Annotated in this window: 20 protein-coding genes, 1 tRNA gene and 2 pseudogenes; 20 read left to right on the forward strand and 3 right to left on the reverse strand. The window is 53.6% G+C overall.

Annotated features, from left to right (window positions below; genetic code table 11):
• The first annotated feature begins 161 nt into the window (after positions 1-161).
• The 8 genes from KNP75_RS03720 to KNP75_RS03755 all read left to right on the forward strand — a co-directional run bounded on the left by KNP75_RS03720 (position 162) and on the right by KNP75_RS03755 (position 7073).
• Complete coding sequence (locus tag KNP75_RS03720) at positions 162-1634, forward strand: tetratricopeptide repeat protein (RefSeq protein ID WP_251128186.1); 1473 nt, start codon at positions 162-164, stop codon at positions 1632-1634.
• Between the two features lie 68 nt (positions 1635-1702).
• Positions 1703-2656: a thioredoxin-disulfide reductase gene (trxB, locus tag KNP75_RS03725; RefSeq protein WP_029595052.1), complete on the forward strand. Its 954-nt coding sequence runs from the start codon at positions 1703-1705 to the stop codon at positions 2654-2656.
• Positions 2657-2781: 125 nt separating this feature from the next.
• Positions 2782-3654, forward strand: a complete 873-nt coding sequence (rapZ, locus tag KNP75_RS03730) for an RNase adapter RapZ (protein ID WP_029595053.1) — start codon at positions 2782-2784, stop codon at positions 3652-3654.
• Between the two features lies 1 nt (position 3655).
• Positions 3656-4651, forward strand: a complete 996-nt coding sequence (locus tag KNP75_RS03735; protein ID WP_214752922.1) for a gluconeogenesis factor YvcK family protein — start codon at positions 3656-3658, stop codon at positions 4649-4651.
• 31 nt (positions 4652-4682) lie between these two features.
• Positions 4683-5636, forward strand: a complete 954-nt coding sequence (gene whiA / locus KNP75_RS03740) for a DNA-binding protein WhiA (protein ID WP_034778536.1) — start codon at positions 4683-4685, stop codon at positions 5634-5636.
• Between the two features lie 86 nt (positions 5637-5722).
• Complete coding sequence (locus tag KNP75_RS03745; protein ID WP_021065439.1) at positions 5723-5959, forward strand: hypothetical protein; 237 nt, start codon at positions 5723-5725, stop codon at positions 5957-5959.
• Between the two features lie 95 nt (positions 5960-6054).
• Positions 6055-6570 carry a DUF2179 domain-containing protein gene (locus KNP75_RS03750; protein ID WP_021065440.1) on the forward strand — a complete coding sequence of 172 codons (516 nt, stop codon included), beginning with the start codon at positions 6055-6057 and terminating at the stop codon, positions 6568-6570.
• A gap of 62 nt (positions 6571-6632) precedes the next feature.
• Positions 6633-7073, forward strand: coding sequence for a hypothetical protein (locus KNP75_RS03755; protein ID WP_215189899.1), 441 nt, complete (start codon positions 6633-6635; stop codon positions 7071-7073).
• A 154-nt stretch (positions 7074-7227) separates the two neighbouring features.
• Here the strand turns inward: KNP75_RS03755 and KNP75_RS03760 are convergent.
• From KNP75_RS03760 to KNP75_RS03770, 3 genes and pseudogenes are all read right to left on the reverse strand, one after another.
• Positions 7228-8561 (reverse strand): annotated as a pseudogene (locus KNP75_RS03760) (IS1182 family transposase); the annotation flags it as partial.
• Positions 8562-8895: 334 nt separating this feature from the next.
• A complete protein-coding gene (clpP, locus tag KNP75_RS03765; RefSeq protein ID WP_024370422.1) occupies positions 8896-9471 on the reverse strand; it encodes an ATP-dependent Clp endopeptidase proteolytic subunit ClpP in 576 nt (191 codons plus the stop codon).
• Between the two features lie 151 nt (positions 9472-9622).
• Positions 9623-9695, reverse strand: a tRNA-Arg gene (locus KNP75_RS03770).
• Between the two features lie 123 nt (positions 9696-9818).
• Between KNP75_RS03770 and KNP75_RS03775 the strand changes: the two genes are divergently transcribed.
• The 12 genes and pseudogenes from KNP75_RS03775 (at position 9819) to KNP75_RS15680 (ending at position 22475) form a co-directional block, all read left to right on the forward strand.
• Positions 9819-10964 carry an RNA polymerase factor sigma-54 gene (locus KNP75_RS03775; protein WP_214823205.1) on the forward strand — a complete coding sequence of 382 codons (1146 nt, stop codon included), beginning with the start codon at positions 9819-9821 and terminating at the stop codon, positions 10962-10964.
• 1 nt (position 10965) lies between these two features.
• On the forward strand, positions 10966-11223 hold the full coding sequence (locus KNP75_RS03780) for a glutaredoxin family protein (protein WP_034778531.1): 258 nt from the start codon (positions 10966-10968) through the stop codon (positions 11221-11223).
• A gap of 112 nt (positions 11224-11335) precedes the next feature.
• Positions 11336-12361: a sugar-binding transcriptional regulator gene (locus KNP75_RS03785; protein WP_034780023.1), complete on the forward strand. Its 1026-nt coding sequence runs from the start codon at positions 11336-11338 to the stop codon at positions 12359-12361.
• A 59-nt stretch (positions 12362-12420) separates the two neighbouring features.
• Positions 12421-13428 (forward strand): type I glyceraldehyde-3-phosphate dehydrogenase, encoded by a 1008-nt coding sequence (gene gap / locus KNP75_RS03790; RefSeq protein ID WP_034778529.1) that lies wholly within the window; start codon positions 12421-12423, stop codon positions 13426-13428.
• A gap of 98 nt (positions 13429-13526) precedes the next feature.
• Positions 13527-14711 carry a phosphoglycerate kinase gene (locus tag KNP75_RS03795; RefSeq protein ID WP_131437839.1) on the forward strand — a complete coding sequence of 395 codons (1185 nt, stop codon included), beginning with the start codon at positions 13527-13529 and terminating at the stop codon, positions 14709-14711.
• Between the two features lie 18 nt (positions 14712-14729).
• The gene (gene tpiA, locus KNP75_RS03800; protein WP_034778525.1) at positions 14730-15482 is read left to right on the forward strand and encodes a triose-phosphate isomerase; all 753 of its coding nucleotides are present in this window, start codon (positions 14730-14732) and stop codon (positions 15480-15482) included.
• Entirely contained in the window at positions 15483-17021 is a 1539-nt protein-coding gene (gene gpmI / locus KNP75_RS03805) for a 2,3-bisphosphoglycerate-independent phosphoglycerate mutase (protein WP_034778523.1), read from the forward strand.
• A 37-nt stretch (positions 17022-17058) separates the two neighbouring features.
• Positions 17059-18351: a phosphopyruvate hydratase gene (gene eno, locus KNP75_RS03810; protein ID WP_021065450.1), complete on the forward strand. Its 1293-nt coding sequence runs from the start codon at positions 17059-17061 to the stop codon at positions 18349-18351.
• A 445-nt stretch (positions 18352-18796) separates the two neighbouring features.
• A pseudogene (locus KNP75_RS03815) lies at positions 18797-19594 on the forward strand (phosphotransferase).
• Positions 19595-19850: 256 nt separating this feature from the next.
• Positions 19851-20732 carry a UTP--glucose-1-phosphate uridylyltransferase GalU gene (galU, locus tag KNP75_RS03820; protein WP_214823202.1) on the forward strand — a complete coding sequence of 294 codons (882 nt, stop codon included), beginning with the start codon at positions 19851-19853 and terminating at the stop codon, positions 20730-20732.
• A gap of 20 nt (positions 20733-20752) precedes the next feature.
• Positions 20753-21961, forward strand: a complete 1209-nt coding sequence (locus KNP75_RS03825; RefSeq protein WP_251128277.1) for a glycosyltransferase family 4 protein — start codon at positions 20753-20755, stop codon at positions 21959-21961.
• A 319-nt stretch (positions 21962-22280) separates the two neighbouring features.
• Positions 22281-22475, forward strand: a complete 195-nt coding sequence (locus KNP75_RS15680) for a hypothetical protein (protein WP_251128187.1) — start codon at positions 22281-22283, stop codon at positions 22473-22475.
• The last annotated feature ends 47 nt before the right edge of the window (positions 22476-22522 follow it).

Consider the following 22522-nt stretch of genomic DNA (forward strand, 5'->3'; position numbering starts at 1 on the left):
TTGTCGAAAAGCATTTGAACGACCTAGCAAAATATATTCATTATAGAAGGAATATAGTCCCGATTTTTTTTAAGTTTTTCAGTTGCCCTCGTTGTTTGAGTGCGGTATTCTTAACCCTGCAACTAAAAATAGATTTAGAGATGATGTGGAGGATTTAGAATATGGAAGCGAACTATGAAGCAGTAATGACGCTACCCGAACCAGAATCTCCGCTCGCCGCGGAGCTCCACTACTATAGAGGTCGTCGTGCGTTACGTGAAGGTCGCCTAGATGAAGCGACTTTTTTCATGGCTGAAGCCACTGCCGCTGCAGCGCACCGCGTCGACTATCACAAACAGTACGCTGAACTGTTATTTGAAGTAGGGGAGATCTATCACGCCAATGACGTGTGGAAACGGGTGCTAGAACTCGATGAGACGTCAACCGAGGCCTTGTATCACCTTGCGAGCAATTGCGCTTATATCTCTTTATATGAAGAAGCAGCGATGTATGCGAAACGTTACCTCGAAGTCGAGGCACACGGGCGCTATGCGGACTCGGTCCAATCGCTATTAGAACTGATCGAACTCGAGCAAGAACTCGAGGACGAAGATGAAGACGAGTTGATCACGTGGCACACCGAGGCCCAGCAGCATATCGACAAAGGCCGCTTGTTCGCCGCCAAGTCGACGCTCGAACGATTGATCGACCGCTACCCGCGCTTTTGGCCGGCGTTCAACAACTTGGCCATCGTCAATTTTTATCTCGGCAACGATGAAGCGGCGTTCGAGACGCTCGAGTATGTGCTCGATGAAAACCCGGGCAACTTGCATGCGATTTTGAACACGATTTTGTTGTTGCATGAGGCCGGACAATCAGAAGCGGCGCTCCAACTGTCGGTCCCGCTGACACGGGTCCGCCCGCTCCAGTTCGACTTGCGCTACAAACTCGCCACGACACTCGCGCTCGTCGGTCAATACGACCGCGCGTACGAAGAACTCCGCCTCTTGAAAGACCGCGGATTCCGTGGGGATTCACTGTTCGGGCATTGGCTCAGCGTGTCCGCCTACAAGACCGGGCGTCTTGAAGAAGCGGCCACCTATTTGAACAGTGACGAGTTGAAACAATTTGAAGAAGCGAGCCCGTATGACATCCGCGACAACCTCGAGTTCCGTTCGGCACTCGTCCAAGGGTTGCGCCAAGAAGAAGACGCGGCTCGCATCGAAATCATCCGAATCATCTCGAAACTTGCCGACGACGAGGCGTTTGAAGCACTCGCGTTGACGAACGGGATCACCGACAACGAGACGGTGCTCGCCTTCGCCGAGAAATGTCGTGCTGAGATTTGCGGGGCACCGTTCACCGGTGACGCCCGGATCGCTCGGGCGTATGAGGCCCTCATGCTCGCCGAGACGGAAGTGACGGAAGCGGAACAGATGAGCCTCGACGGCGACTTCTATGAACGGTTCTCACTCCTGCTCCTTGCCGGGGCATCGTTCGAGGACGTCACGGCATCGGCCGCGGCCCTCGTCTGGATGTTCTATGCGAAACGGGATGCCCTCATCCTCGACGACTGCGCCGACACGTTCGGAATCGACGTCGCGACGCTCACGGGCACGATCCGTTCGTTCAAACAGACACTCGAACAAGCATAAAGATAGACGATACCTCCCTAGGTTTCTTATACTGAAGTCAATCAATTTCATGCAGAGGTGGAATCATTATGACAGAAGAAAAAATCTATGACGTCATTATCATCGGGGCCGGCCCAGCCGGAATGACGGCGGCACTTTACGCGTCGCGTGCCAACTTATCGACACTTATGATCGAACGCGGTATCCCAGGTGGACAGATGGCGAACACGGAAGATATCGAAAACTATCCGGGCTATGACAGCATCCTCGGCCCAGACTTGTCTCAAAAAATGTTCGACCACTCGAAAGCATTCGGGGCGGAGTACGCTTATGGCGACGTCCAAAGCATCTCGGACGAGACGGAATATAAAGTCGTCCACGCGCACAACCGTGACTATAAAGCACGGGCGATCATCCTCGCTTCTGGCGCACAATACAAGAAAATCGGTGTCCCGGGCGAAGAAGAGCTCGGCGGCCGCGGTGTATCGTATTGTGCGGTCTGTGACGGGGCGTTCTTCAAAGGGAAGAACTTGTTCGTCATCGGCGGCGGCGACTCAGCTGTCGAGGAAGGCGTGTTCTTGACACGTTTTGCTGACAAGGTGACAATCGTTCACCGTCGCGACGAGCTTCGCGCGCAGAAGATTCTTCAAAAACGGGCGTTCGACAACCCGAAAATCGACTTCATCTGGAACCACACACTCAAAGAGATCGTGGAAGCGGATGGTAAAGTCGGCGGGGCACGTCTCGTCAGCACGGTCGATGGGACCGAGTCGGACCACGAAATCGACGGTGTGTTCATCTATATTGGTATGAACCCGATCACTGGTTTCGTCAAAGACCTCGGCATCACGAACGAGCAAGGCTATATCGTCACGAACGAAGCGATGGAGACGAAGATCCCAGGGATTTTCGCAGCCGGCGACGTACGCGACAAGACGCTCCGTCAAGTCGTCACCGCGACGAACGACGGATCGATTGCCGCTCAAAACGCGCAACACTATATCGAGGGACTCCTCGAGGCGTTGCACGAACAAAACGCGTGACATGAGGCAGAAGGGATTGCGGGCGACCGCAATCCCTTCTCTTTTTTTCGGACGTTCGTTATACTAAGGACAGAAGAGAGCTGCACACACGGCTCGGTTGTCAATTTTAAGGGGGCGTCAGTGACATGGAAGACTTTAAAGGATTAGAAGAATTGATCATCATCAGCGGGATGAGCGGGGCCGGGAAATCGGTCGCAATGAATAGCTTTGAGGATCTCGGCTATTTTTGCGTCGATAACTTGCCGCCGGTGCTCTTGCCGCAATTGATCGATGTCATCAGCTCGGTCCGGCCGAAGATCGCCGTCGCGATCGACACACGGACGCGCGACTTCATCGACAGCCTGTTCATCGTCATCGACGACTTGGAACAGAAGAACGTGCACCCGCACTTGTTGTATCTCGACACACGGGACGAAGTGCTCGTGCGCCGCTACAAGGAGACGCGCCGGTCGCATCCGCTCGCCCCGGAAGACGCGCCGCTCGTCGGCATCGGGATGGAGCGCTCGTTGCTCGAAGGGTTCCGTGACCGGGCCCATACGCTCTACGATACGAGCGACTTGAAGCCGCAGATGCTCAAAGACCGCATCTTGCTCCAGTTCAACGAGGAACGGATTCCGTTCACGGTCAACTTCATGTCGTTCGGGTTCAAACACGGCGTCCCGCTCGACATCGACCTGTTGTTCGACGTCCGCTTCATCACGAACCCGTTCTATATCCCGGAACTCCGTCCGCTCACCGGGCAGACGGAAGAAGTCCAGAACTACGTCATGTCGCACCCCGAGGCGCGGGCGTTCTATAAAAAACTGATCGACATGCTCGAATTCCTGTTGCCGCAGTACAAGCGCGAAGGGAAGACGCAAGTCGTCGTCGCCTTCGGTTGTACGGGCGGGAAGCACCGCTCGATCACGTTCGCCGAGAAAGTATCGGCCCATTTCGCCGAGCGCTATAACGTCAAGACCGTCCATCGCGATCTCGCGCATGCGACGAAGGAGAAATAAGATGAGACGCGATAGAAAAGTGGTGGCCATCGGTGGAGGGACGGGCCTCTCGACGCTCGTCCGGGGCTTGAAGCATTATCCGCTCGACATCACGGCCATCGTCACGGTCGGGGACGACGGGGGCAGCTCGGGGCGCCTCCGTGACGAGTTCCATATGTTGCCGCCGGGCGACATCCGGAACGTCATCCTCGCCTTGTCCGAGGTCGAGCCACTCATGGACAAGATTTTGCAGTATCGGTTCGACAGCGGTTACGGGCTCGAAGGGCACTCGCTCGGCAACCTCATGTTGACGGCGGCGACGCACATCTGCGAAGGCTCGTTCGTCAAGGCGGTCGACGTCTTGTCGCAGCTGTTGAACGCCCAAGGCAAGGTGCTCCCAGTGACGGAGACACTCATGACGCTCGCCGCCGAGTTCGAGGACGGGACGATCGTCAAAGGTGAATCAAAGATCCCGCTCGTCGAGAAACAAATCAAGCGCCTGTTCTTGCTCGAGGAAGGCATCAAGCCGGCGGCTGGTGTCGTCGAGGCGATCGAGGACGCCGATTTGATCGTGCTCGGTCCAGGGAGCTTGTATACGAGCATCATTCCGAACCTCTTGATTCCAGAAGTGCGTGACGCCATCGTCCGCTCGGGTAAACCGGTCGTCTACATCTGCAACGTCATGACGCAGCCCGGTGAGACGAAAGGGTATGACGCGATGAAACATTTGAAATCGATCGAGGCATATCTCGGCAAGTCGACGGTCGACACGATCGTCGTCAACAACGAGCCGATCGAGGACATCTATTTAGAGCGTTACCTCGAGGACGGCTCGGAAGAAGTCCGCTTCGATCGGAAGAAGCTCCGAAATTACGGCACGAACGTGCTCGCGGGGGACATCGTCGACTATAACCGTGACTATATCCGCCATGACTCGGACGCCATCGCCGGACTCGTCATGCAACGCGTCCTGCGCATCAAGAAACCACGCTCGTTCCAAGAACTTGAGCTGAAATAAGTTGTGATTGAACAGAAAGGAGGGGACCGGCATGAGCTTTGCCTCTGACGTCAAAAAAGAATTGACGCAACTCGTCGTGACCGATGCCGAGGCGAAAGCGGAACTATCTGCGCTCGTCCGGATGAACGGGGTCATTTCGCTCGCTTTAGGGCGAGGGATGACGCTCGACGTCTCGACCGAGAACGCCGCCATCGCACGTCGAATCTATTCCCTCATGAAACGGCTGTACGACCATCATCTCGATTTGTTCGTACGGAAGAAAATGCGGTTGAAGAAGAACAACGTCTATATCGTCCGGGTCGCCCAGCGTGCCGAGACGATGCTTCGAGACCTTGAGATCCTCGGGGAGAACTACGAGATGATCCGCACGCTCAACTCGGACATGACACGTGACGAGAACCTCGCCCGAGCCTATTTACGCGGGTCGTTCCTCGCCGGTGGGTCAATCAACCATCCGAAGACGTCGTCATATCACCTCGAGGTGTATAGCCTGTACGAGAACCATAACCAGGCGCTCCGTGACCTCGCCAACCGCTTCGGCTTGAACGCGAAGACGCTCGAGCGGAAGAAAGGGCACATCCTCTATATCAAAGAGAGTGAAAAGATCTCGGACTTCCTGAAACTCATCGGGGCGACGCGCGGCATGCTCGACTTCGAGGACGCGCGCATCATCAAAGACATGCGCAACTCGGTCAACCGGCTCGTCAACTGTGAGACGGCGAACTTGAACAAGACTGTCGGGGCGGCGCTCCGTCAAGTCGAGAACATCAAGTTCCTCGAGCGCACGGTCGGGCTTGAAATCTTACCGGTCAAACTCCGGGAGATCGCCGAGCTCCGGGTCACCCATCAAGACGTCTCGCTCCAAGAACTCGGCGAGATGCTCGAGACGGGACCGATCTCGAAGTCGGGGATCAACCATCGGCTCCGCAAGATCGACCAGATCGCGGACAAGGTGCGAAACGGTGAAGAAATCAGCTCATCGTGACCCCGGTTGCACCAAAACCATTCTTCCTATATAATTAGCAATTGTGTATAGGACTTAGAAATGTAACTTAAAGGAGCTTCATGATTATGTCGAATGCAAAGAAAAGAATCTCGCTCACGATCGACGCTGATTTAGACCAGGTCATCACGGAGCGTGCGAAACAAATCGGGATCCCGAAAAGCGCCCTTGTCACGTTCGCGACAAGCCTCTTCCTCAACCAATTGCGCGCGGAAGAAGTATTGTCAGGTGACACGAACGCCATCTATCAGGTCATCCGCAAAGATTATGAACTGCTCACGAGCGTGGATAACTTAGACAAATAATTGCGAAAGGCTGACTGCGGTCAGCCTTTTTTGGTTGCATCCGGCCTTAAAATTTGGAATAGTGGTTATATTGAATTCGAATGGAGGTCGATCCTATGGGGCAAATCTTGCTCATCCTAGTATTACAACTCGTCTACGTACCGGTGCTGACGCTTCGGACAATCATGCTCGTCAAAGGAAAAACGATGATTGCGGGGCTGTTCGGGACGCTTGAGACGCTAATCTATATCTTCGCGCTCGGGATCGTGTTCCAAGATTTGACGACGCTCGGCATGATCGTCTATGCGGTCGGATTCGGGCTCGGGATTCTCGTCGGCGGTTACGTCGAGCGGAAGCTTGCCATCGGCTACAACATGATCCAAGTCCACACGCAAGAGTTCCCGGCCGAGCTCATCCAAAAGATGCGCGACAGCGGTTATGGTGTGACGCACTACCAAGGTCAGGGACGTGACGGCATCCGATATCGTCTCGACGTCTTGGCGGCACGGACACGGATGAAAGATTTGCGGCAAATGGTCGAGGAGTATGAGCCGAAGGCGTTCCTCGTCGCATTCGATCCGATCGACTTTAAAGGCGGCTATATGATGAAAGGGCTCCGACGCCCGAAATGAACGGGACGACTCACGGAAGTGGGTCGTTTTTTCGTGGAACGGGGAATACAAGAACAAAGGAGATGAGCGAGTTGAGACGAAAAGGGTTATGGATCGTCGTGGTTGGGTTGATTCTCGTCGGCGGCGCGTTGTTGGCCACCTCGTTTAGGAAGTCGGAGTCCTCGATCAAACCGCCGCTCCCGACAGTCCGGATCGGATCGGTGACGGCCGAGGTGAAGCAGTCGACGTTCTGCTGGTCCAATGGGGGCGAGGCGGTATGTGAAGACCACGGGTTGCCGGAAGCGGACGACTTGCAGCTCGTGCCCGTCGAGCCGGGTGCCGAGATTGATGTCGAGTTCCATGCCGAGCCGTCGAACGTCTCATTCCATCAAATCATCGACGGGGAACTCGTACGGTCTGAACCCGTCGTCCCAGACGAACCGGGTGTCTATTTGTTCGAGACGGGCGGGGAGTGGCCGCGTGGGGACAGCCGCTATGTGTTCGGGGTCGAGGTCGAAGAGTAAACAAAAACCCCATCCTCTGAGGAGGATGGGGTTGCAGGCTGTTGACGAACCAATTCGCAAAAAGCGAATTGGTTCGTCTTTTTTTAGGTTCGATGAGCTTGAGGCGCTCTGCCCGGCACAAGATTGAAAAAATGGTATGTATACGGTCTCTCCAGGCCAACAGGTTGGCCAGCTTCTTCATGTTTTGTGCGGTGGCTGCCACCAGGTTGGCGCGCTGGACCGCCTCACGGCCCCGGTAGAACGTGAAGCGGAGCCCATGAAGCTCCTTCGCGTCGGCGAACGAGCGCTCCACGGTCTGTGGCCGGAGACGGTATAGGTATTGACCGGATGCGGTCAATCGATTCCTGTTCACCGCTTCGAGGAACGGCTCGTCCAAATGGCGCGTTATGATCCGACGGTTCGTCTCGTTCTCCATGCATTTTTCGAGGAGCGGGCAGTCTTGACAGACTTTCGGGTCGGACACGTATTGGCGGTATCCTTGGCGGGTCGTCGTGCTGTAACGGAGGATTTGGCGGGCCGGGCAGCGATAGGCGTTCTCATCCGCGAGATAGGTGAATTTGGATTTTCAGAACTTCCCTTTCTTGCCGCCGAAGCGGCGTCGCGAGATGACGCTATAGATGCCACGATTGACGAGCGACTTGGCGATCTCCGTTGAGAAATAGCCCGCGTCGAGCGCCACCGCCTCGAGCGGGAAGGCGAAATGCTGAAGAATGTAGTCCAGACGCTCCAGATAGACGCTGCTGTCATGCACGTTCCCCGGCGTGACGTAGGCATCGACGATGAAGTTATACTTTGCGTCGACCGTTCGGTGGACGAGCCAAAAGAAGCCTTCCGGCTTCCGGGTCCGATACATGTAGCCCGCCTCGGGATCGGTACGGCTCACCTTGCTCACCTTCTTTTTAGGTTCGCCGGGCTCGGCGGGCTCTAGCGCTTTTTTCCGTGCGCGGACCGATCCTCGTTCACGCGCGCCAACAGTTCATCCTCGACCGCGTCGACCTCGGTCTTGTCGAACTTCTTCTTGCTGGCGTTCGCCCGGATATGTGTCGAATCCGTGAGGAGGATCCGTCCCGAGACGAGGTTATGCGCCTCCGCCTGATGGATGATGTCGTCAAAAATTTGTTGAAAGACGTCCGTCCCGGCGAACCGTCGCCGGTAGGCTTGGCTGATCGTCGAATGGTCAGGGACTTTCTCGTCCATTCCGAGCCCGAGGAACCATCGGTACGCCAGGTTTGTCTCGATTTCTTTGATGGTTTGGCGGACGGATCGGATGTTGAACAAAGGGCCGAGGAGGATGATTTTGATGAGGATCTCCGGATCGATGCCGGGCTGCCCGGTGTTCGAATAGAGTGGTGCGCACAGACGATGGACGATGGAGAAGTCGACATGGCGGTCGATCTTGCGGACGAGATGGTCTTTCGGGACCAACTGGTCCAACGAGGCCGCGGTGTGGATCGGTTCATGGCGTTTGGCGATGTGGGCTCGGTACATGATTGATTCCCCTTCCTGTTCGGAGGCGGTGACGGTCCATACATACCGTTTCCCGTTTTCATCGGTTCGAAGAACATATCAGGGCTTTTTCTTCGGCCATCGAGGCCTCAGAAAAAGACAAACGGCCGCCAGATGGCGACCGTTTGCGTTGCTCGTCCGATGGCGCCCCGACTCCCGCAGGAGAGCAATCCAACGGAGACCCAGCAGCGACGCTAGTCGCGATGCGGCTCCGGGATTGCCTGCGGAAAGCGTGGGCGCCGGAAGGACGAGCGATATCAATCATGTTAGTCAACAAGCTGAAACCCCATCCTCTGAGGAGGATGGGGTTGCGTCATTAACGCGTCATGACTTTGTCGATGAGACCGTAGTCTTTCGCTTGGTCAGCTGACATGAAGTAGTCGCGCTCAGTGTCGCGCTCGATGACTTCAAGCGGCTGGCCAGTGTTGTCGGCCATGATTTGGTTCAATTTCTCGCGCATCTTGATGATGCGTTCAGCATGGATCTTGATGTCCGATGCTTGACCTTGCGTACCGCCGAGCGGTTGGTGAATCATGATCTCCGCGTTTGGAAGCGCGAAGCGTTTGCCTTTTTCACCGGCTTGGAGCAAGAAGGCACCCATCGATGCGGCCATTCCGATACAAATCGTCGACACGTTCGGTTTGATGAAGTTCATCGTGTCATAAATCGCCATTCCGGAAGTGATCGAACCACCCGGGCTGTTGATGTAAAGTGAGATGTCCTTATCTGGGTCCTCGGCTGCAAGGAAGAGGAGCTGGGCAACGATCGAGTTGGCGACGTTGTCGTCGATCGCACTTCCGAGCAAGATGATGCGGTCCTTGAGCAAGCGTGAGTAAATATCGTACGCGCGTTCCCCGCGACCTGTTTGTTCGATAACTGTTGGAATTAACATTGAATCTGCCTCCTTTATGTAGGTTGTAAACATATCATACCGCTATAGTCAATGTTGGTCAAACGATAGTCATCGTTTTTGACCTATTCCACGGTTTGACGATTCTAAAACGACAAAAGAGGCCAGGCATCTGCCTGACCTCTTTCTTTGATACACCCGGAGAGATTCGAACTCCCGACACCTGGCACCGGAAACCAGTGCTCTATCCCCTGAGCTACGGGTGCATGTTCTCTGACACGATTTATTATACATTTGTTTTTTTAAAAAAGCAATCCTGTTCGTCTCACTTTTTTTTGAGCGCGTTTTCCCGCCTTTCGCTACAATAGGAAACGAGAGGGGTGTGACCGATGCAACGCCAAGAACAACAGCAACTTCAAAAGCAACAACTGACCCAGGACATGGTCAGGCGTCTGCCGGTTCTCGAAGCAGACCGGACCGCGATCGCTTTTCAGCTCGGCCGCTTGTCAAAGCGGAACCCGAACATCGCCATGGGCAGCGGCGCGGTCGAATGGGTGGAGGACACGGCGAGCGGGTTCGAGTCGCGTCTGTTCGAACAGATTGAGGAAGGAAGTGGGAACGAGGTCCAACGTATGCTTCAAAAGCGGCTCGTCCTCGCGCTAGACCACCGCGGCCTCTTACCTGATAGTGACTTCGTGCTCGCCCATCGCTTCGAGGTCGATGTGGCGGACATTGAGGCGGCACGCCAGGCGCTCTTGTTTTTAGAACCGACGGGGATCGGGGCGAAGAATGAGCGTGACTGCCAATACCGGCATGCGATTGAACATGACGACCCGCTCGTCTTGGACGTGTTCGAGGCGCTCGACGCGAACGTTGATGACATCCCGGGCCGACTCGACATCTCGGTGGCCGAGTTCGACCGGGTGACCCGTATCGTGGCGACGTTACCGAAAACACCAATATTATATGAAGGAACCGAGCATATCGTACCGGAACTCGAAGTCGTCCGGCGTGACGGTGAGCTTGTGACAACATGGTTCAGCCCAACGCTCGATGTGGCTCGGATCGGGGACGACCGCGAGGCGAAGTGGTGGCACGAGACGCTCGAGATGCGGAACGCGACGCTTCATTCAGTATGGACGGTCATCGCGGAACGTCAGGCGGACTGGCTCGACGGCAAGCTCGTCTTGCATCCGTTGACGCGGAAAGAAGTCGCCGAACGGATCGGCAAGCACGAGTCGACCGTCGGACGGGCCATCCAAGGAAAGTATGTGGCGACCGAGGGCGGGGTCATGGCGTGGCGCCACTTTTTCGTCAGGTCCACGGATCATGGGCAATCGCCGTTCATGGTGAAAAAGGCGCTCGCCGAACTGATTCAACAAGAGACGTCACCTTTGAGTGACGCCGCACTCATGCGAGAGTTGGCCCGGATCGGCTATACGGTGACACGACGGACCGTGGCGAACTATCGGGAGGCGCTCGGTTTTGGAAACTCGCGGGAGCGGGAACGACAACTATGGAAAGGAGGGGACTGACATGGTGCTGACATTATACCGGCGTGCCAACTGTTCGCTCTGCGAGGAGGCACTCGTCATGCTCGAATGGCTCATGGAAGACTATCCGTTCGAACTCGAGCAGGTCGACATCACGGGCAACGAAGAACTCGAGGCGAAGTACTTGTTCGAGATCCCCGTCGTTTTACACGAGGGGCGCGTCATTAGTCAAGGGCGATACGATGACAGTAAAGTTGAAGATTTTGTTAAGTATACGCTTACATCGAAAAAAAACGTTTGAAGGGGTTGCAAGACGGAAAGGTCATTGATAAGATGAAGTCGTAGCGGTGGGACGCAAATATAAAAGTGGGACAAAAATTGTCCATGCTTTAAGTCGAGGGGGAATGAGTATGATCCAGCAGCTGATTCAAGTTCAGAAGCAAATCGTTCCCGACATGCTCGATACGCTCCGACATCGTTACGACATCTTACATTACGTCCGGTTGATGCAGCCAATCGGCCGCCGGACACTCGCCACAAGCCTCGGGCTGACGGAACGAATCCTAAGACGAGAAGTCGACTTTTTGAAAGACCAAGGTCTATTGATGGTCGCTACTCAAGGTATTTCCCTTACGGAATCGGGCCGAAACGTTCTCAGAGACTTGCACGAGGTCATGGGAGAGATCCTAGGCATCTCGGAAGTTGCACGAGAACTCGAGCGAAAACTAGGCGTTCGCCAAGTCGTCATCGTACCGGGTGATTCCGACGAGACGTTCTGGGTCCAGCGAGATATCGGTCGGGCCGCCGTCACGCAACTGAAAGCGCGACTGGCACCTGACGACAATATCATCGCGGTCACAGGCGGGACGACGATGGCATCGGTTGCGGCCATGATGTCGCCCGATAAAAAAGAACGGCCGATGCATTTCGTGCCGGCACGCGGCGGACTCGGGGAGACGCTTGAGTTACAGGCGAACACCGTCTGTTCTCGAATGGCCGACCGGGCCCATGCCGACTATCATTTACTCCACATTCCGGACGAGGTTTCGCAAGAGACGTTCGAGCGGATGGTGGAGGAACCTAGCATAAAAAATGTCCTGGAAATGATTAGAGCGGCGCGAATTGTGGTACATGGAATTGGTGAGGCGGAAACGATGGCGAAACGCCGTCACGCGTCACCAGAGCATTTGCGGATGATCGAACGGCATGATGCCGTCGCCGAGGCGTTCGGATATTACTTCAACGCCGAAGGTGAAATCGTTCATCGGGTCAAGACGGTCGGGATCCAATTAGAGGAGCTCGACGACATGGACACCGTCATCGCGGTCGCCGGAGGGAAATCGAAGGCACAAGCGATTGCCGCATATGCGAAACACACGCCGAACATCATCCTCGTCACAGACGAAGGTGCGGCGACAGAATTATTAAATCGTTATTAAAGAGTTGACCCCCGTTGGCTCTTCAATAAATAGCTTCTACCCTAAGGAGGAAATTAACTATGGCAGTAAAAGTTGGTATTAACGGATTTGGACGTATTGGTCGTTTGGCATTCCGCGAGATCATCAAAAACGAAGGAGTCGAAGTTGTTGCAATCAACGACTTGACTGACACGAAGATGCTCGCTCACCTTCTCAAGTATGACACGACACAAGGTCGTTTCGACGGAGAAGTAGAAGTACACGACGGTCACTTCCTCGTAAACGGCGAGAAAGTCGTTACACTTGCTAACCGCAACCCAGAAGAACTTCCATGGGGCGAGCTCGGTGTTGACATCGTTCTCGAATGTACTGGTTTCTTCACAGCAAAAGAAAAAGCGGAGCTTCACTTGAAAGCTGGCGCGAAAAAAGTTGTGATCTCGGCTCCGGCTACAGGTGACATGAAGACTGTTGTTTACAACACAAACCACGACATCCTTGATGGTACTGAGACAGTAATCTCTGGTGCTTCTTGTACGACAAACTGCTTGGCGCCAATGGCGAAAGTTCTCCAAGACCAGTTCGGAATCGTTGAAGGTCTCATGACAACAATCCACGCTTACACAGGCGACCAAAACACGCTTGACGCTCCACACCCGAAAGGCGACTTCCGTCGTGCACGTGCGGCAGCAGCAAACATCGTACCGAACACAACTGGTGCGGCTAAAGCGATCGGCCTCGTTATCCCAGAACTTCAAGGTAAACTTGACGGTGCGGCACAACGTGTACCAGTTGCTACAGGTTCACTCACAGAGCTCGTAACAGTTCTTGAGAAAACTGTATCTGTTGACGAAATCAACGCAGCAATGAAAAAAGCAGCGAACGAGTCATTCGGTTACACTGAAGACGAAATCGTATCTTCTGACATCGTCGGAATCACTTACGGTTCACTCTTCGATGCGACACAAACTAAAGTAATGACAGTTGGCGACAAGCAACTCGTTAAGACAGTTTCTTGGTACGACAACGAAATGTCTTACACTGCACAATTGGTTCGCACACTCAAGCACTTCGCTGAAATCGCGAAGTAAGTTCGTGAACTAAATAGAATCAAATAGGAGCGGAAACAAGAGATTGTTCTCCGCTCTATTTATGAAATTGACACGCACGACATATGGAGGCGAAGGTTATGAACAAACAGTCTATTCGTGACATCGATGTAAAAGGGAAACGCGTCTTTTGCCGCGTTGACTTCAACGTTCCACTCAAAGATCGCGTCATTCAAGATGAAACGCGGATCCAAGCGGCTCTTCCGACGATCAAACACTTGATCGACGGCGGCGCGAAAGTCATTTTGGCGAGCCACCTCGGCCGTCCAAAAGGCGAGAAGAACCTCGAGTACTCACTCGCACCGGTCGCTAAACGTCTCGCTGAACTTCTCGGCAAAGATGTGCCCCTCGTTGAAGAGGCGTACGGTCCAGTCGCAGAAGAAGCCGTTTCAAAACTTGGTGAAGGTGACGTCGTCGTTCTCGAGAACGTCCGTTTCTACCCTGGTGAAACGAAAAACGATCCAGAACTCGCGAAAGGTTTCGCGGCACTCGCTGATATCTTCGTCAACGACGCGTTCGGTGCGGCTCACCGTGCCCACGCTTCAACAGAAGGTATCGCGCAAAACGTGGACCACGCGGTGGCTGGTCTCTTGATGGAGAAAGAACTTGAAGTCCTCGGGAAGGCACTCTCGAATCCAGACCGTCCGTTCACGGCGATTATCGGCGGATCGAAAGTTGCTGACAAGATTGGGGTCATCGACCACCTTCTTGACATCGTTGACACACTCATCATCGGTGGCGGTCTCTCGTACACGTTCTCGAAAGCACTCGGGCACGAAGTCGGAACGTCACTCCTTGAAGAAGACAAGCTCGACCTCGCTCGTCAGTTCATGAAAAAAGCAGAAGACAAAGGCGTGAAGTTCTTGATGCCGGTCGACTGTGTCATTGCGAAAGAATTCGGCGAAGAGACATACGTCGGACCAGTCGATATCGACTCGATCCCTGCGGATCACATGGGTCTTGATATCGGACCGAAGACAGTCGAAATTTACGCGGAAGCGATTCGCGAATCGAAACTTGTCGTTTGGAACGGACCGATGGGCGTATTCGAACTCGATAAGTACGCTAACGGAACGAAAGGTGTCGCTCAAGCACTCGCAGACAGCGACGCATACTCAATCATCGGTGGTGGTGACTCAGCCGCGGCAGCAGCCAAGTTCGGCCTTGCTGACCAAATGAGCCACATCTCGACTGGTGGCGGCGCTTCACTCGAATTCATGGAAGGCAAGAAACTTCCAGGCGTCGAAGCGTTGAACGACAAGTAAAATAGAGGAGGGTTATCGATGCGTAAACCGATTATTGCAGGTAACTGGAAAATGAACAAAACACTCTCGGAAGCTGTCGCTTTCGTAGAGGAAGTTAAAAATAACATCCCGTCAACGGACAAAGTTGACGCGGCGATTGGTGCACCAGCACTTTTCCTCGCACCGATGGTAGAAGCAGCGAAGGGGTCAAACCTTAAGCTCGGTGCTCAAAACATGTACGACAAAGACAGCGGGGCATACACAGGCGAAATCAGCCCGGCCATGGTCGCTGACCTCGGCGTGACATACGTCATCCTTGGACACTCAGAGCGTCGCGAATACTTCGGCGAATCTGATGCGTTCATCAACAGCAAAACGAAAAAAGCGTTCGAACACGGTCTTACGCCAATCGTTTGTGTCGGTGAGACATTAGAAGAGCGCGAAGGCGACAAGTTCGAAGAAGTCATCAAGACGCAAGTCGAAGGTGGCCTCGCGGACCTCTCAGCTGACCAAGTCAAACAACTCGTCATCGCGTACGAGCCAGTTTGGGCGATCGGCACTGGTAAATCAGCGGACGAAGCAGATGCGCAAAGCTCATGCAAATATGTTCGTGACGTGGTAAAAGGTCTTTACGGTGAAGACGTGGCGGCTGCGGTTCGCATCCAATACGGCGGTTCTGTAAAACCTGAGAACATCAAGGAGTATATGGCGCAAGAAGACATCGACGGCGCACTCGTCGGCGGTGCTTCACTTGAAGCTGCTTCGTTCCTCAAGTTGTTGGAGGCGATTTAAATGGCAAGACCAGTCGCCCTCATCATCTTGGATGGTTTTGGAATGCGGAACGAAACGTTCGGTAATGCGGTCGCTGCGGCGAACAAACCGAACTTCGACCGCTACTGGGAGCAGTATCCACATACGCTCCTCAACGCGAAAGGCGAGTACGTCGGCCTTCCGGAAGGTCAGATGGGGAACTCGGAAGTCGGTCACTTGAACATCGGTGCCGGCCGGGTCGTCTATCAGTCACTTTCACGCGTCAACAACGCCATCAAAGACCGTTCACTCTTCGACCGCCAAGCGATGAATCACTTGGCCGGACATGTGAAAAAGTATGATTCGAGCCTCCACATCATGGGCCTCGTCTCAGACGGTGGGATTCACTCTCACATCAACCACATGTACGCCATCGTCGAGTTCGCAAAACTTCATGGCATCGAAAAAGTATACATTCACGCTTTCACGGACGGCCGTGACTGTGATCCGAAATCAGGCGCTGGCTTCCTCGAACAGACGGAAGCGAAGCTCGCTGAACTCGGACTCGGTCAAGTCGCTAGCGTGTCTGGACGCTACTATGCCATGGACCGCGACAACCGTTGGGAACGCGTCGAGAAAGTATACGACGTGCTCGTCAACGCGAAAGGCGAAGTCGGCACGAATGCGGTCGACGTGCTTAAACAGTCGTACGCAGACGGCTTGACGGATGAATTCGTTCTTCCGACGGTCATCGAGAAAGACGGACAACCGGTCGCGACGATCAAAGACAACGACGCGATCATGTTCTTCAACTTCCGTCCGGACCGGGCCATCGAGCTCGCGAAAGTGTTCAAAGAGAAGACCGGCTTCAAAGGCTTCGAACTTTCGAACACACATCCAGAGAACATCTTGCTCGTCTCGATGACGAAGTTCTCGGATGAAATCGACACGGACATCGTCTTCCCACCGGAAGATTTGAAAAACACGCTCGGTGAGACTCTCGCCGCGCAAGGGTACAAACAGCTCCGCGCCGCGGAAACTGAGAAATACCCGCACGTCACGTTCTTCTTGAACGGACAACAAGAAACACCGTTCGAAGGTGAAGATCGTTTCCTCGTGCCGTCACCGAAAGTGGCGACGTACGACTTGCAGCCTGAAATGAGCGCGTATGAGCTCACAGAAGGACTCTTGGAGCGAATCGAATCTGACGAATATGACGCGTATATCATCAACTACGCGAACCCGGACATGGTCGGCCATTCCGGTATGCTCGAACCGACGAAGAAAGCTGTCGAAGTCGTCGACGAATGCCTCGGTAAAGTAGTGGACGCACTCATTGCCAAAGGCGGCGCGGCGATCATCACGGCGGACCACGGGAACGCTGACCTCGTCACGAACCCGGACGGCTCACCGATGACGGCCCACACGACGGAACCTGTACCATGTATCGTCACGAAAGAAGGGGTGGAACTGAAACCAGTTCTCCAAGGCGCGTTGTGCGACCTCGCCCCGACGCTCCTTCACCTTCTCGGTGGAGAGCAACCGGCAGAAATGACCGGCACATCAATCGTCACGAAGTAAAACAAAAAACTTTCCAAACAAAAAGGAGCGAATTTTCATGTCAATGATTACAGAAATTTACGCACGCGAGATTTTGGATTCACGCGGTAACCCAACAATCGAAGTAGAAGTCTTCACAGAAGACGGCGGTTTCGGCCGTGCCCTCGTCCCATCAGGCGCATCAACTGGTGAGCACGAAGCAGTCGAACTCCGCGATGGCGACAAGTCACGTTACCTTGGTAAAGGCGTACTCAAAGCCGTTGCTAACGTAAACGACACAATCGCACCAGAACTCATCGGTTACGATGTATTCGACCAAAACGCACTCGACAAGAAAATGATCGAGCTCGATGGTACGAAAAACAAAGGTAAACTCGGCGCAAACGCGATCCTTGGTGTCTCTATGGCAGCAGCACACGCAGCAGCAGACGAGCTCGGCCTTCCACTTTACACGTACCTCGGTGGATTCAACGCGAAGACGCTTCCAACTCCAATGATGAACATCATCAACGGTGGTTCGCACGCTGACAACAACGTTGACTTCCAAGAGTTCATGATCATGCCTGTTGGCGCGCCAACGTTCCGTGAAGCGCTCCGCATGGGTGCAGAAGTATTCCACGCCCTCAAATCAGTTCTTTCTGGTATGGGTCTTAACACAGCTGTCGGTGACGAAGGTGGTTTCGCACCAAACCTTAAGTCTAACGAAGAAGCGATCACAGTTATCCTTGAAGCGATCGAAAAAGCTGGTTACAAAGCTGGCGAAGACATCTACCTCGCAATGGACGTTGCGTCTTCTGAGTTCTACGACAAGTCAACTGGCAAGTACGAACTCGCTGGCGAAGGCAAGTCAATGACAACTGCTGAGCTCGTAGACTTCTACGCTGAGCTCGTAAGCAAATACCCAATCATCTCAATCGAAGACGGTTGCGACGAAAACGACTGGGACGGCTTCAAATTGCTCACTGACAAAATCGGTGACAAAGTTCAGCTCGTTGGGGATGACCTCTTCGTAACGAACACTGAGAAATTGGCTGAAGGTATCGAAAAAGGAATCTCGAACTCGATCCTCATCAAAGTTAACCAAATCGGTACGCTCACAGAAACATTCGACGCGATCGAAATGGCTAAAAAAGCTGGTTACACAGCTGTTATCTCACACCGTTCTGGTGAAACAGAAGATGCGACTATCGCGGACATCGCTGTTGCGACAAACGCTGGTCAAATCAAAACTGGTTCGCTCTCGCGTACAGACCGTATCGCGAAGTACAACCAACTTCTCCGCATCGAAGACATGCTCGGCGATGTAGCGAAATACGACGGGATCAAGTCGTTCTACAACCTCAAAAAATAATTGATGTTTTTCAGGCTCGCCTCATGGCGGGCCTGTTTTTTTTGTGGTTTTGATTATCTTCATCAGACGGCGGGACGCTTTCCTGGGGTGATGCGGATGCCTCCGCAGCGCATGCGCGCTTTACGGGGTCATCCTTGCATCACTCTCCCCAAGGAGTCGCCCACCGTCTGATTCAGTCGCGCGCCAATCTAAGATCTTGCAAGAGTCGACACTGAATGTATGTATATTCCAAGATAATCCTGTCCAAGCGGCACCGATGCTTTCTGCAGGCAATCCACGGAGCCTCCTCGCGCTTACGCGCTTGCGGGGTCTCCGTTAGATTGCTTTCCTGCAAGAGTCACGGTGCCGCTTCGACGGGCACGAACGCTCTGTGTCGAGCCTCCTCGTTATCTAGCCTCCGTGTTGCTGTATACTGAACGTAACTGATGAAGAATGGGGGGATTGGATGGACCAATCGAATGAACAAGAAAAAAGGTTGAGTGGCGGGAACGTGTCGACCGTCTATAAAAAGGGGAACCACGTCTATCGCACGCAGAAAAATGGCAGTGCGCATATTCATCGGTTGTTAACGCATTTGGAGGCGAAAGGGATATCGGGCGTTCCGCGATTTGTCGGAGTGGATGATCAGGGCCGGGAGATTTTGACGTATCTCGAAGGGGAGACGGCCGATTATCCGTTGAAAGCCTACATGTGGCCAGATGAGGCGATTCAAGACGCCGCTCGATTGATGCGCCAGCTGCACGACGCGACCGCCGATGTCGAGTGGCCGTCGGACTGGTAACCGCTCGACCATACGCCAGAACCGTTTGAAGTGATTTGCCACAACGACTTCGCCGTCTACAATACAATTTTCCATGACGGGAAAGTGGCAGGAGTCATCGACTTTGATTTGGCGGCGCCCGGACCACGAGCCTGGGATATCGTGTATGCCCTTTATACGTTCGTTCCGCTCAGCCGGCGTCATCAAGCCGAGTCGGGTGAAGTCGTTTACTATGAGGCGAAGCGCGATGATGGGACGTACAAACGACGAGTCGCTCTCTTCTTGGAAGCCTACGGCTGGGAAGGTTCGACAACGGAGTTGCTGACGATGTTACTGTTACGAATCGATGCGCTCTGTCGATTGATGAAACGGAGAGCTGCGGAAGGGGATGCGGCGTTCCAACACATGATCGATGAAGGGCACTATGACCATTATCAAGAAGAGTACCGGTTCATCGAGGGGCATGGACGGAAGTGGTTCTGAAATAGAATGTCAGAGGGGTGCTTGTCGACCAGTCATTCCGGGAACAGAAGAGTGTAGGCAAAAGGAGGCGTTCATCATGATGGTCAGCGGTTTTCTCCTTCTTCTCATTGTGCTCGGTGTCGGTGGTTGGTTCCTGTACAAGTATATGGACGACCGGAAATGGTCGTGACATGCGTCACGGCCGTTTTTTTGTGTGCGTGAACGATGGGAAATTGGGTATAATCATCAGATAAAGCATAAAAAAGGAGAGACGTCCATGACACGCGTACGGAAAGCCATCATCCCGGCCGCCGGGCTCGGTACCCGCTTCTTGCCGGCGACGAAGGCGATGCCAAAAGAGATGCTCCCGATCGTCAACAAACCGACGATCCAATTCATCGTGGAAGAAGCCGTCGCTTCCGGCATCGAGGACATCATCATCGTGACCGGGAAGAACAAGCGCGCCATCGAGGACCATTTTGACCGGGCCATCGAGCTCGAACAGAACCTCGAGTCAAAAGGTAAGACCGAGCTCCTCGAGTCGGTGCGCCACTCGTCGAACCTCGCCAACATCCACTACATACGGCAACAGGAACCAAAAGGGCTCGGCCACGCGATTTGGTGTGCCCGGAAGTTTATCGGCGACGAACCGTTCGCTGTCCTGCTCGGGGACGATATCATCGAGGCGGACGTGCCGGCGACGAAGCAATTGATTGATCAGTACGAGCAGTATGAGCGCTCGATCATCGGGGTGCAACGCGTCCCGTATGAAATGACGAATCGATATGGTATAATTGACCCGCTTGCCGTCGAAGGAAAGCTCATCCCGGTCCGGACGTTCGTTGAGAAACCGGCCGTCGGTGAAGCCCCATCGAACCTCGCCATCCTCGGCCGTTACATTTTGACGCCGGACGTCTTCGAGGCGTTGTCGGCGCAAGAAGTCGGGACGGGAGGCGAGATCCAATTGACGGACGCCATCGCCCGATTGAACGAGGTGGAGACCGTCTTCGCCTATGAATTTGACGGGCGTCGCTATGACGTCGGGGAACCGATTGGCTTCATCGAAGCGACGATTGCCCACGCGCTCTGCGACCCAGATTTAAAAGCCAATGTCCACACGCTCTTGAAGCGCTTCGTGGACGAACTCGAACAACAGTAAGGGTGTTCCTTTTGAAAACAATGTTAATGGTCTGTCAAAATTACTATCCAGAAATCGGCAGTGCCGGAAACCGGATGCAAAATATTACGCATCTCATGAAAGAACGCGGTTACAAGGTGGAGGTCATCACAGCTGCTCCATCGTATCCGAACTTCAACTTGTATAAAGGTGACCGTTTTTGGAACGATAAGGAGCTGAACGGAAAACAGTTCATCAAGCGCCTCATCACAAAGAAGCACAAGCATGCGTCGAGCAAGTGGAGTCAATTCGCTTTGCTTTTCGACCAGATGATCAAAGGCGCCGCGACTGTGCGACAACTCAATAATAGACCGGATGTCGTCTTTGCAACGACCCCATCTTTTTTCATGGCGTTCGTCGGTGTGTATGCGAAACGGAAATATGGTGTCCCATTGATTCTAGATGTTCGTAGTCTTTGGCCAGAATCGTTAAAAGGTGCGGGTGTATTTAAGCATGACTGGATGCTCGCCCCAGCGTTTTGGTTCGAGAAGCGACTTTACAAAGCGGCCGATGAGATTATCATCAACTCGGAAGGGTTCCGTAGCTATTTACGTCAACGTGGTGTCCCGAACGAGACGATTCACTATATGCCGAACTCGATTCGTGAAAGCGAGCGCAACCTCAAACGGACCATCCCTGAAGATAACCGGATGGAAATTTTGTACGCTGGCAACATGGGGCTCGCACAAGATGTGTCGCTTTTGCTCGATCTTGCGGAACGGTTTCGTGATGAGCCGCGCGTCCACTTTAAACTAATCGGCTATGGCTATCGAAAGAGCGAGTTGAAAGAGACAATCAAAGCCCGCGGGTTCAAAAACTTTCTCTTCCTCGAGGCGATGCCACGAAGCGAGACGTTTCAGGCCATCAAAAACGCAGACGTCGCGTTTGTTAGTTTGGTTGATCAAGGAGCGTTCGATACGGTCATCCCAGGTCAACTGATTGATTATATGGCGGTAGGAAAGCCCGTCGTCGCGGCGGTGTCAGGCCATGCGGCGAATGTTATCGAAGCGGCCGAGGTCGGTTATGTATCACGGAAGCGTGACCTTAATGAAATCGAGCTCATGCTCCGTAAATTGCTTGAGCGTCCCGAATTGCGCGAGAAGTACGGCGTGAATGGGATTCGTTACGTGCTAGAAAACCTGTGCTGGGAAAAAAATATACAGGTCCTCGAAGATGTGGTAAAAAAAGTAATGATGGATGAAACGCGGTGAAATTGGTGTGTCCGTTTACATACTTGAACGAGTGTTACATACGCGGTTTACTATGCACAGTTACCCGTCGTACATCCGTCGTCTGTTCTAATGTCCACTCGCTATCTCGCTCAGCCGTCAAGGTCGGGGACAGGAAGCCCAAACCGACGATTAAGTAGATGGCAAGGACGAAGGCGTCAGCAATCGCTTCAAGATGATTGACAAAGTACCGGTCTAGGCGTTACTGTACTATACGATGAACGTATATCTCGGTTTCGAAGTGTTGAAAAACGTCTGCTTTAATCATTATTCAGCATCATCGAATTAACTGTTTGAATACTTGATCGCCGAAGGCGTCAACCGCCTGCTCGACGATCAAGCACTCTACGCCCGTGTCGAAGAGAATACGAAGACAGCGCGTGAGCAATATAACTGGGATTTGGAAAAAGAGGCACTCTTGAACGTCTACACGAACGTCGTGGACCGCAAGTTGCCGATTATGAAAGACGGTGCGCCAAAGCCAGCTCAACAGTAAGATGAAGACTGCGGTTTTGTGCCGCGGTCTTTTTTTATGGAAGGGGG

The organism is Exiguobacterium sp. s6, from assembly GCF_018618155.1.
GTDB classification, from domain to species: Bacteria; Bacillota; Bacilli; order Exiguobacteriales; family Exiguobacteriaceae; genus Exiguobacterium; species Exiguobacterium mexicanum_A.

Excerpts from the sequence above, each read along its gene's own strand:
- galU (WP_214823202.1), top strand. The coding sequence starts at position 19,851 with ATGACACGCGTACGGAAAGCCATCATCCCGGCCGCCGGGCTCGGTACC.
- gap (WP_034778529.1), top strand. The coding sequence starts at position 12,421 with ATGGCAGTAAAAGTTGGTATTAACGGATTTGGACGTATTGGTCGTTTG.
- rapZ (WP_029595053.1), top strand. The coding sequence starts at position 2,782 with ATGGAAGACTTTAAAGGATTAGAAGAATTGATCATCATCAGCGGGATG.
- KNP75_RS03735 (WP_214752922.1), top strand. The coding sequence starts at position 3,656 with ATGAGACGCGATAGAAAAGTGGTGGCCATCGGTGGAGGGACGGGCCTC.
- KNP75_RS03720 (WP_251128186.1), top strand. The coding sequence starts at position 162 with ATGGAAGCGAACTATGAAGCAGTAATGACGCTACCCGAACCAGAATCT.
- trxB (WP_029595052.1), top strand. The coding sequence starts at position 1,703 with ATGACAGAAGAAAAAATCTATGACGTCATTATCATCGGGGCCGGCCCA.
- clpP (WP_024370422.1), bottom strand. The coding sequence starts at position 9,471 with ATGTTAATTCCAACAGTTATCGAACAAACAGGTCGCGGGGAACGCGCG.
- whiA (WP_034778536.1), top strand. The coding sequence starts at position 4,683 with ATGAGCTTTGCCTCTGACGTCAAAAAAGAATTGACGCAACTCGTCGTG.
- KNP75_RS03750 (WP_021065440.1), top strand. The coding sequence starts at position 6,055 with ATGGGGCAAATCTTGCTCATCCTAGTATTACAACTCGTCTACGTACCG.
- KNP75_RS03745 (WP_021065439.1), top strand. The coding sequence starts at position 5,723 with ATGTCGAATGCAAAGAAAAGAATCTCGCTCACGATCGACGCTGATTTA.
- gpmI (WP_034778523.1), top strand. The coding sequence starts at position 15,483 with ATGGCAAGACCAGTCGCCCTCATCATCTTGGATGGTTTTGGAATGCGG.
- KNP75_RS03775 (WP_214823205.1), top strand. The coding sequence starts at position 9,819 with ATGCAACGCCAAGAACAACAGCAACTTCAAAAGCAACAACTGACCCAG.
- eno (WP_021065450.1), top strand. The coding sequence starts at position 17,059 with ATGTCAATGATTACAGAAATTTACGCACGCGAGATTTTGGATTCACGC.
- KNP75_RS03755 (WP_215189899.1), top strand. The coding sequence starts at position 6,633 with ATGAGCGAGTTGAGACGAAAAGGGTTATGGATCGTCGTGGTTGGGTTG.
- KNP75_RS03795 (WP_131437839.1), top strand. The coding sequence starts at position 13,527 with ATGAACAAACAGTCTATTCGTGACATCGATGTAAAAGGGAAACGCGTC.
- KNP75_RS03825 (WP_251128277.1), top strand. The coding sequence starts at position 20,753 with ATGTTAATGGTCTGTCAAAATTACTATCCAGAAATCGGCAGTGCCGGA.
- tpiA (WP_034778525.1), top strand. The coding sequence starts at position 14,730 with ATGCGTAAACCGATTATTGCAGGTAACTGGAAAATGAACAAAACACTC.
- KNP75_RS03780 (WP_034778531.1), top strand. The coding sequence starts at position 10,966 with ATGGTGCTGACATTATACCGGCGTGCCAACTGTTCGCTCTGCGAGGAG.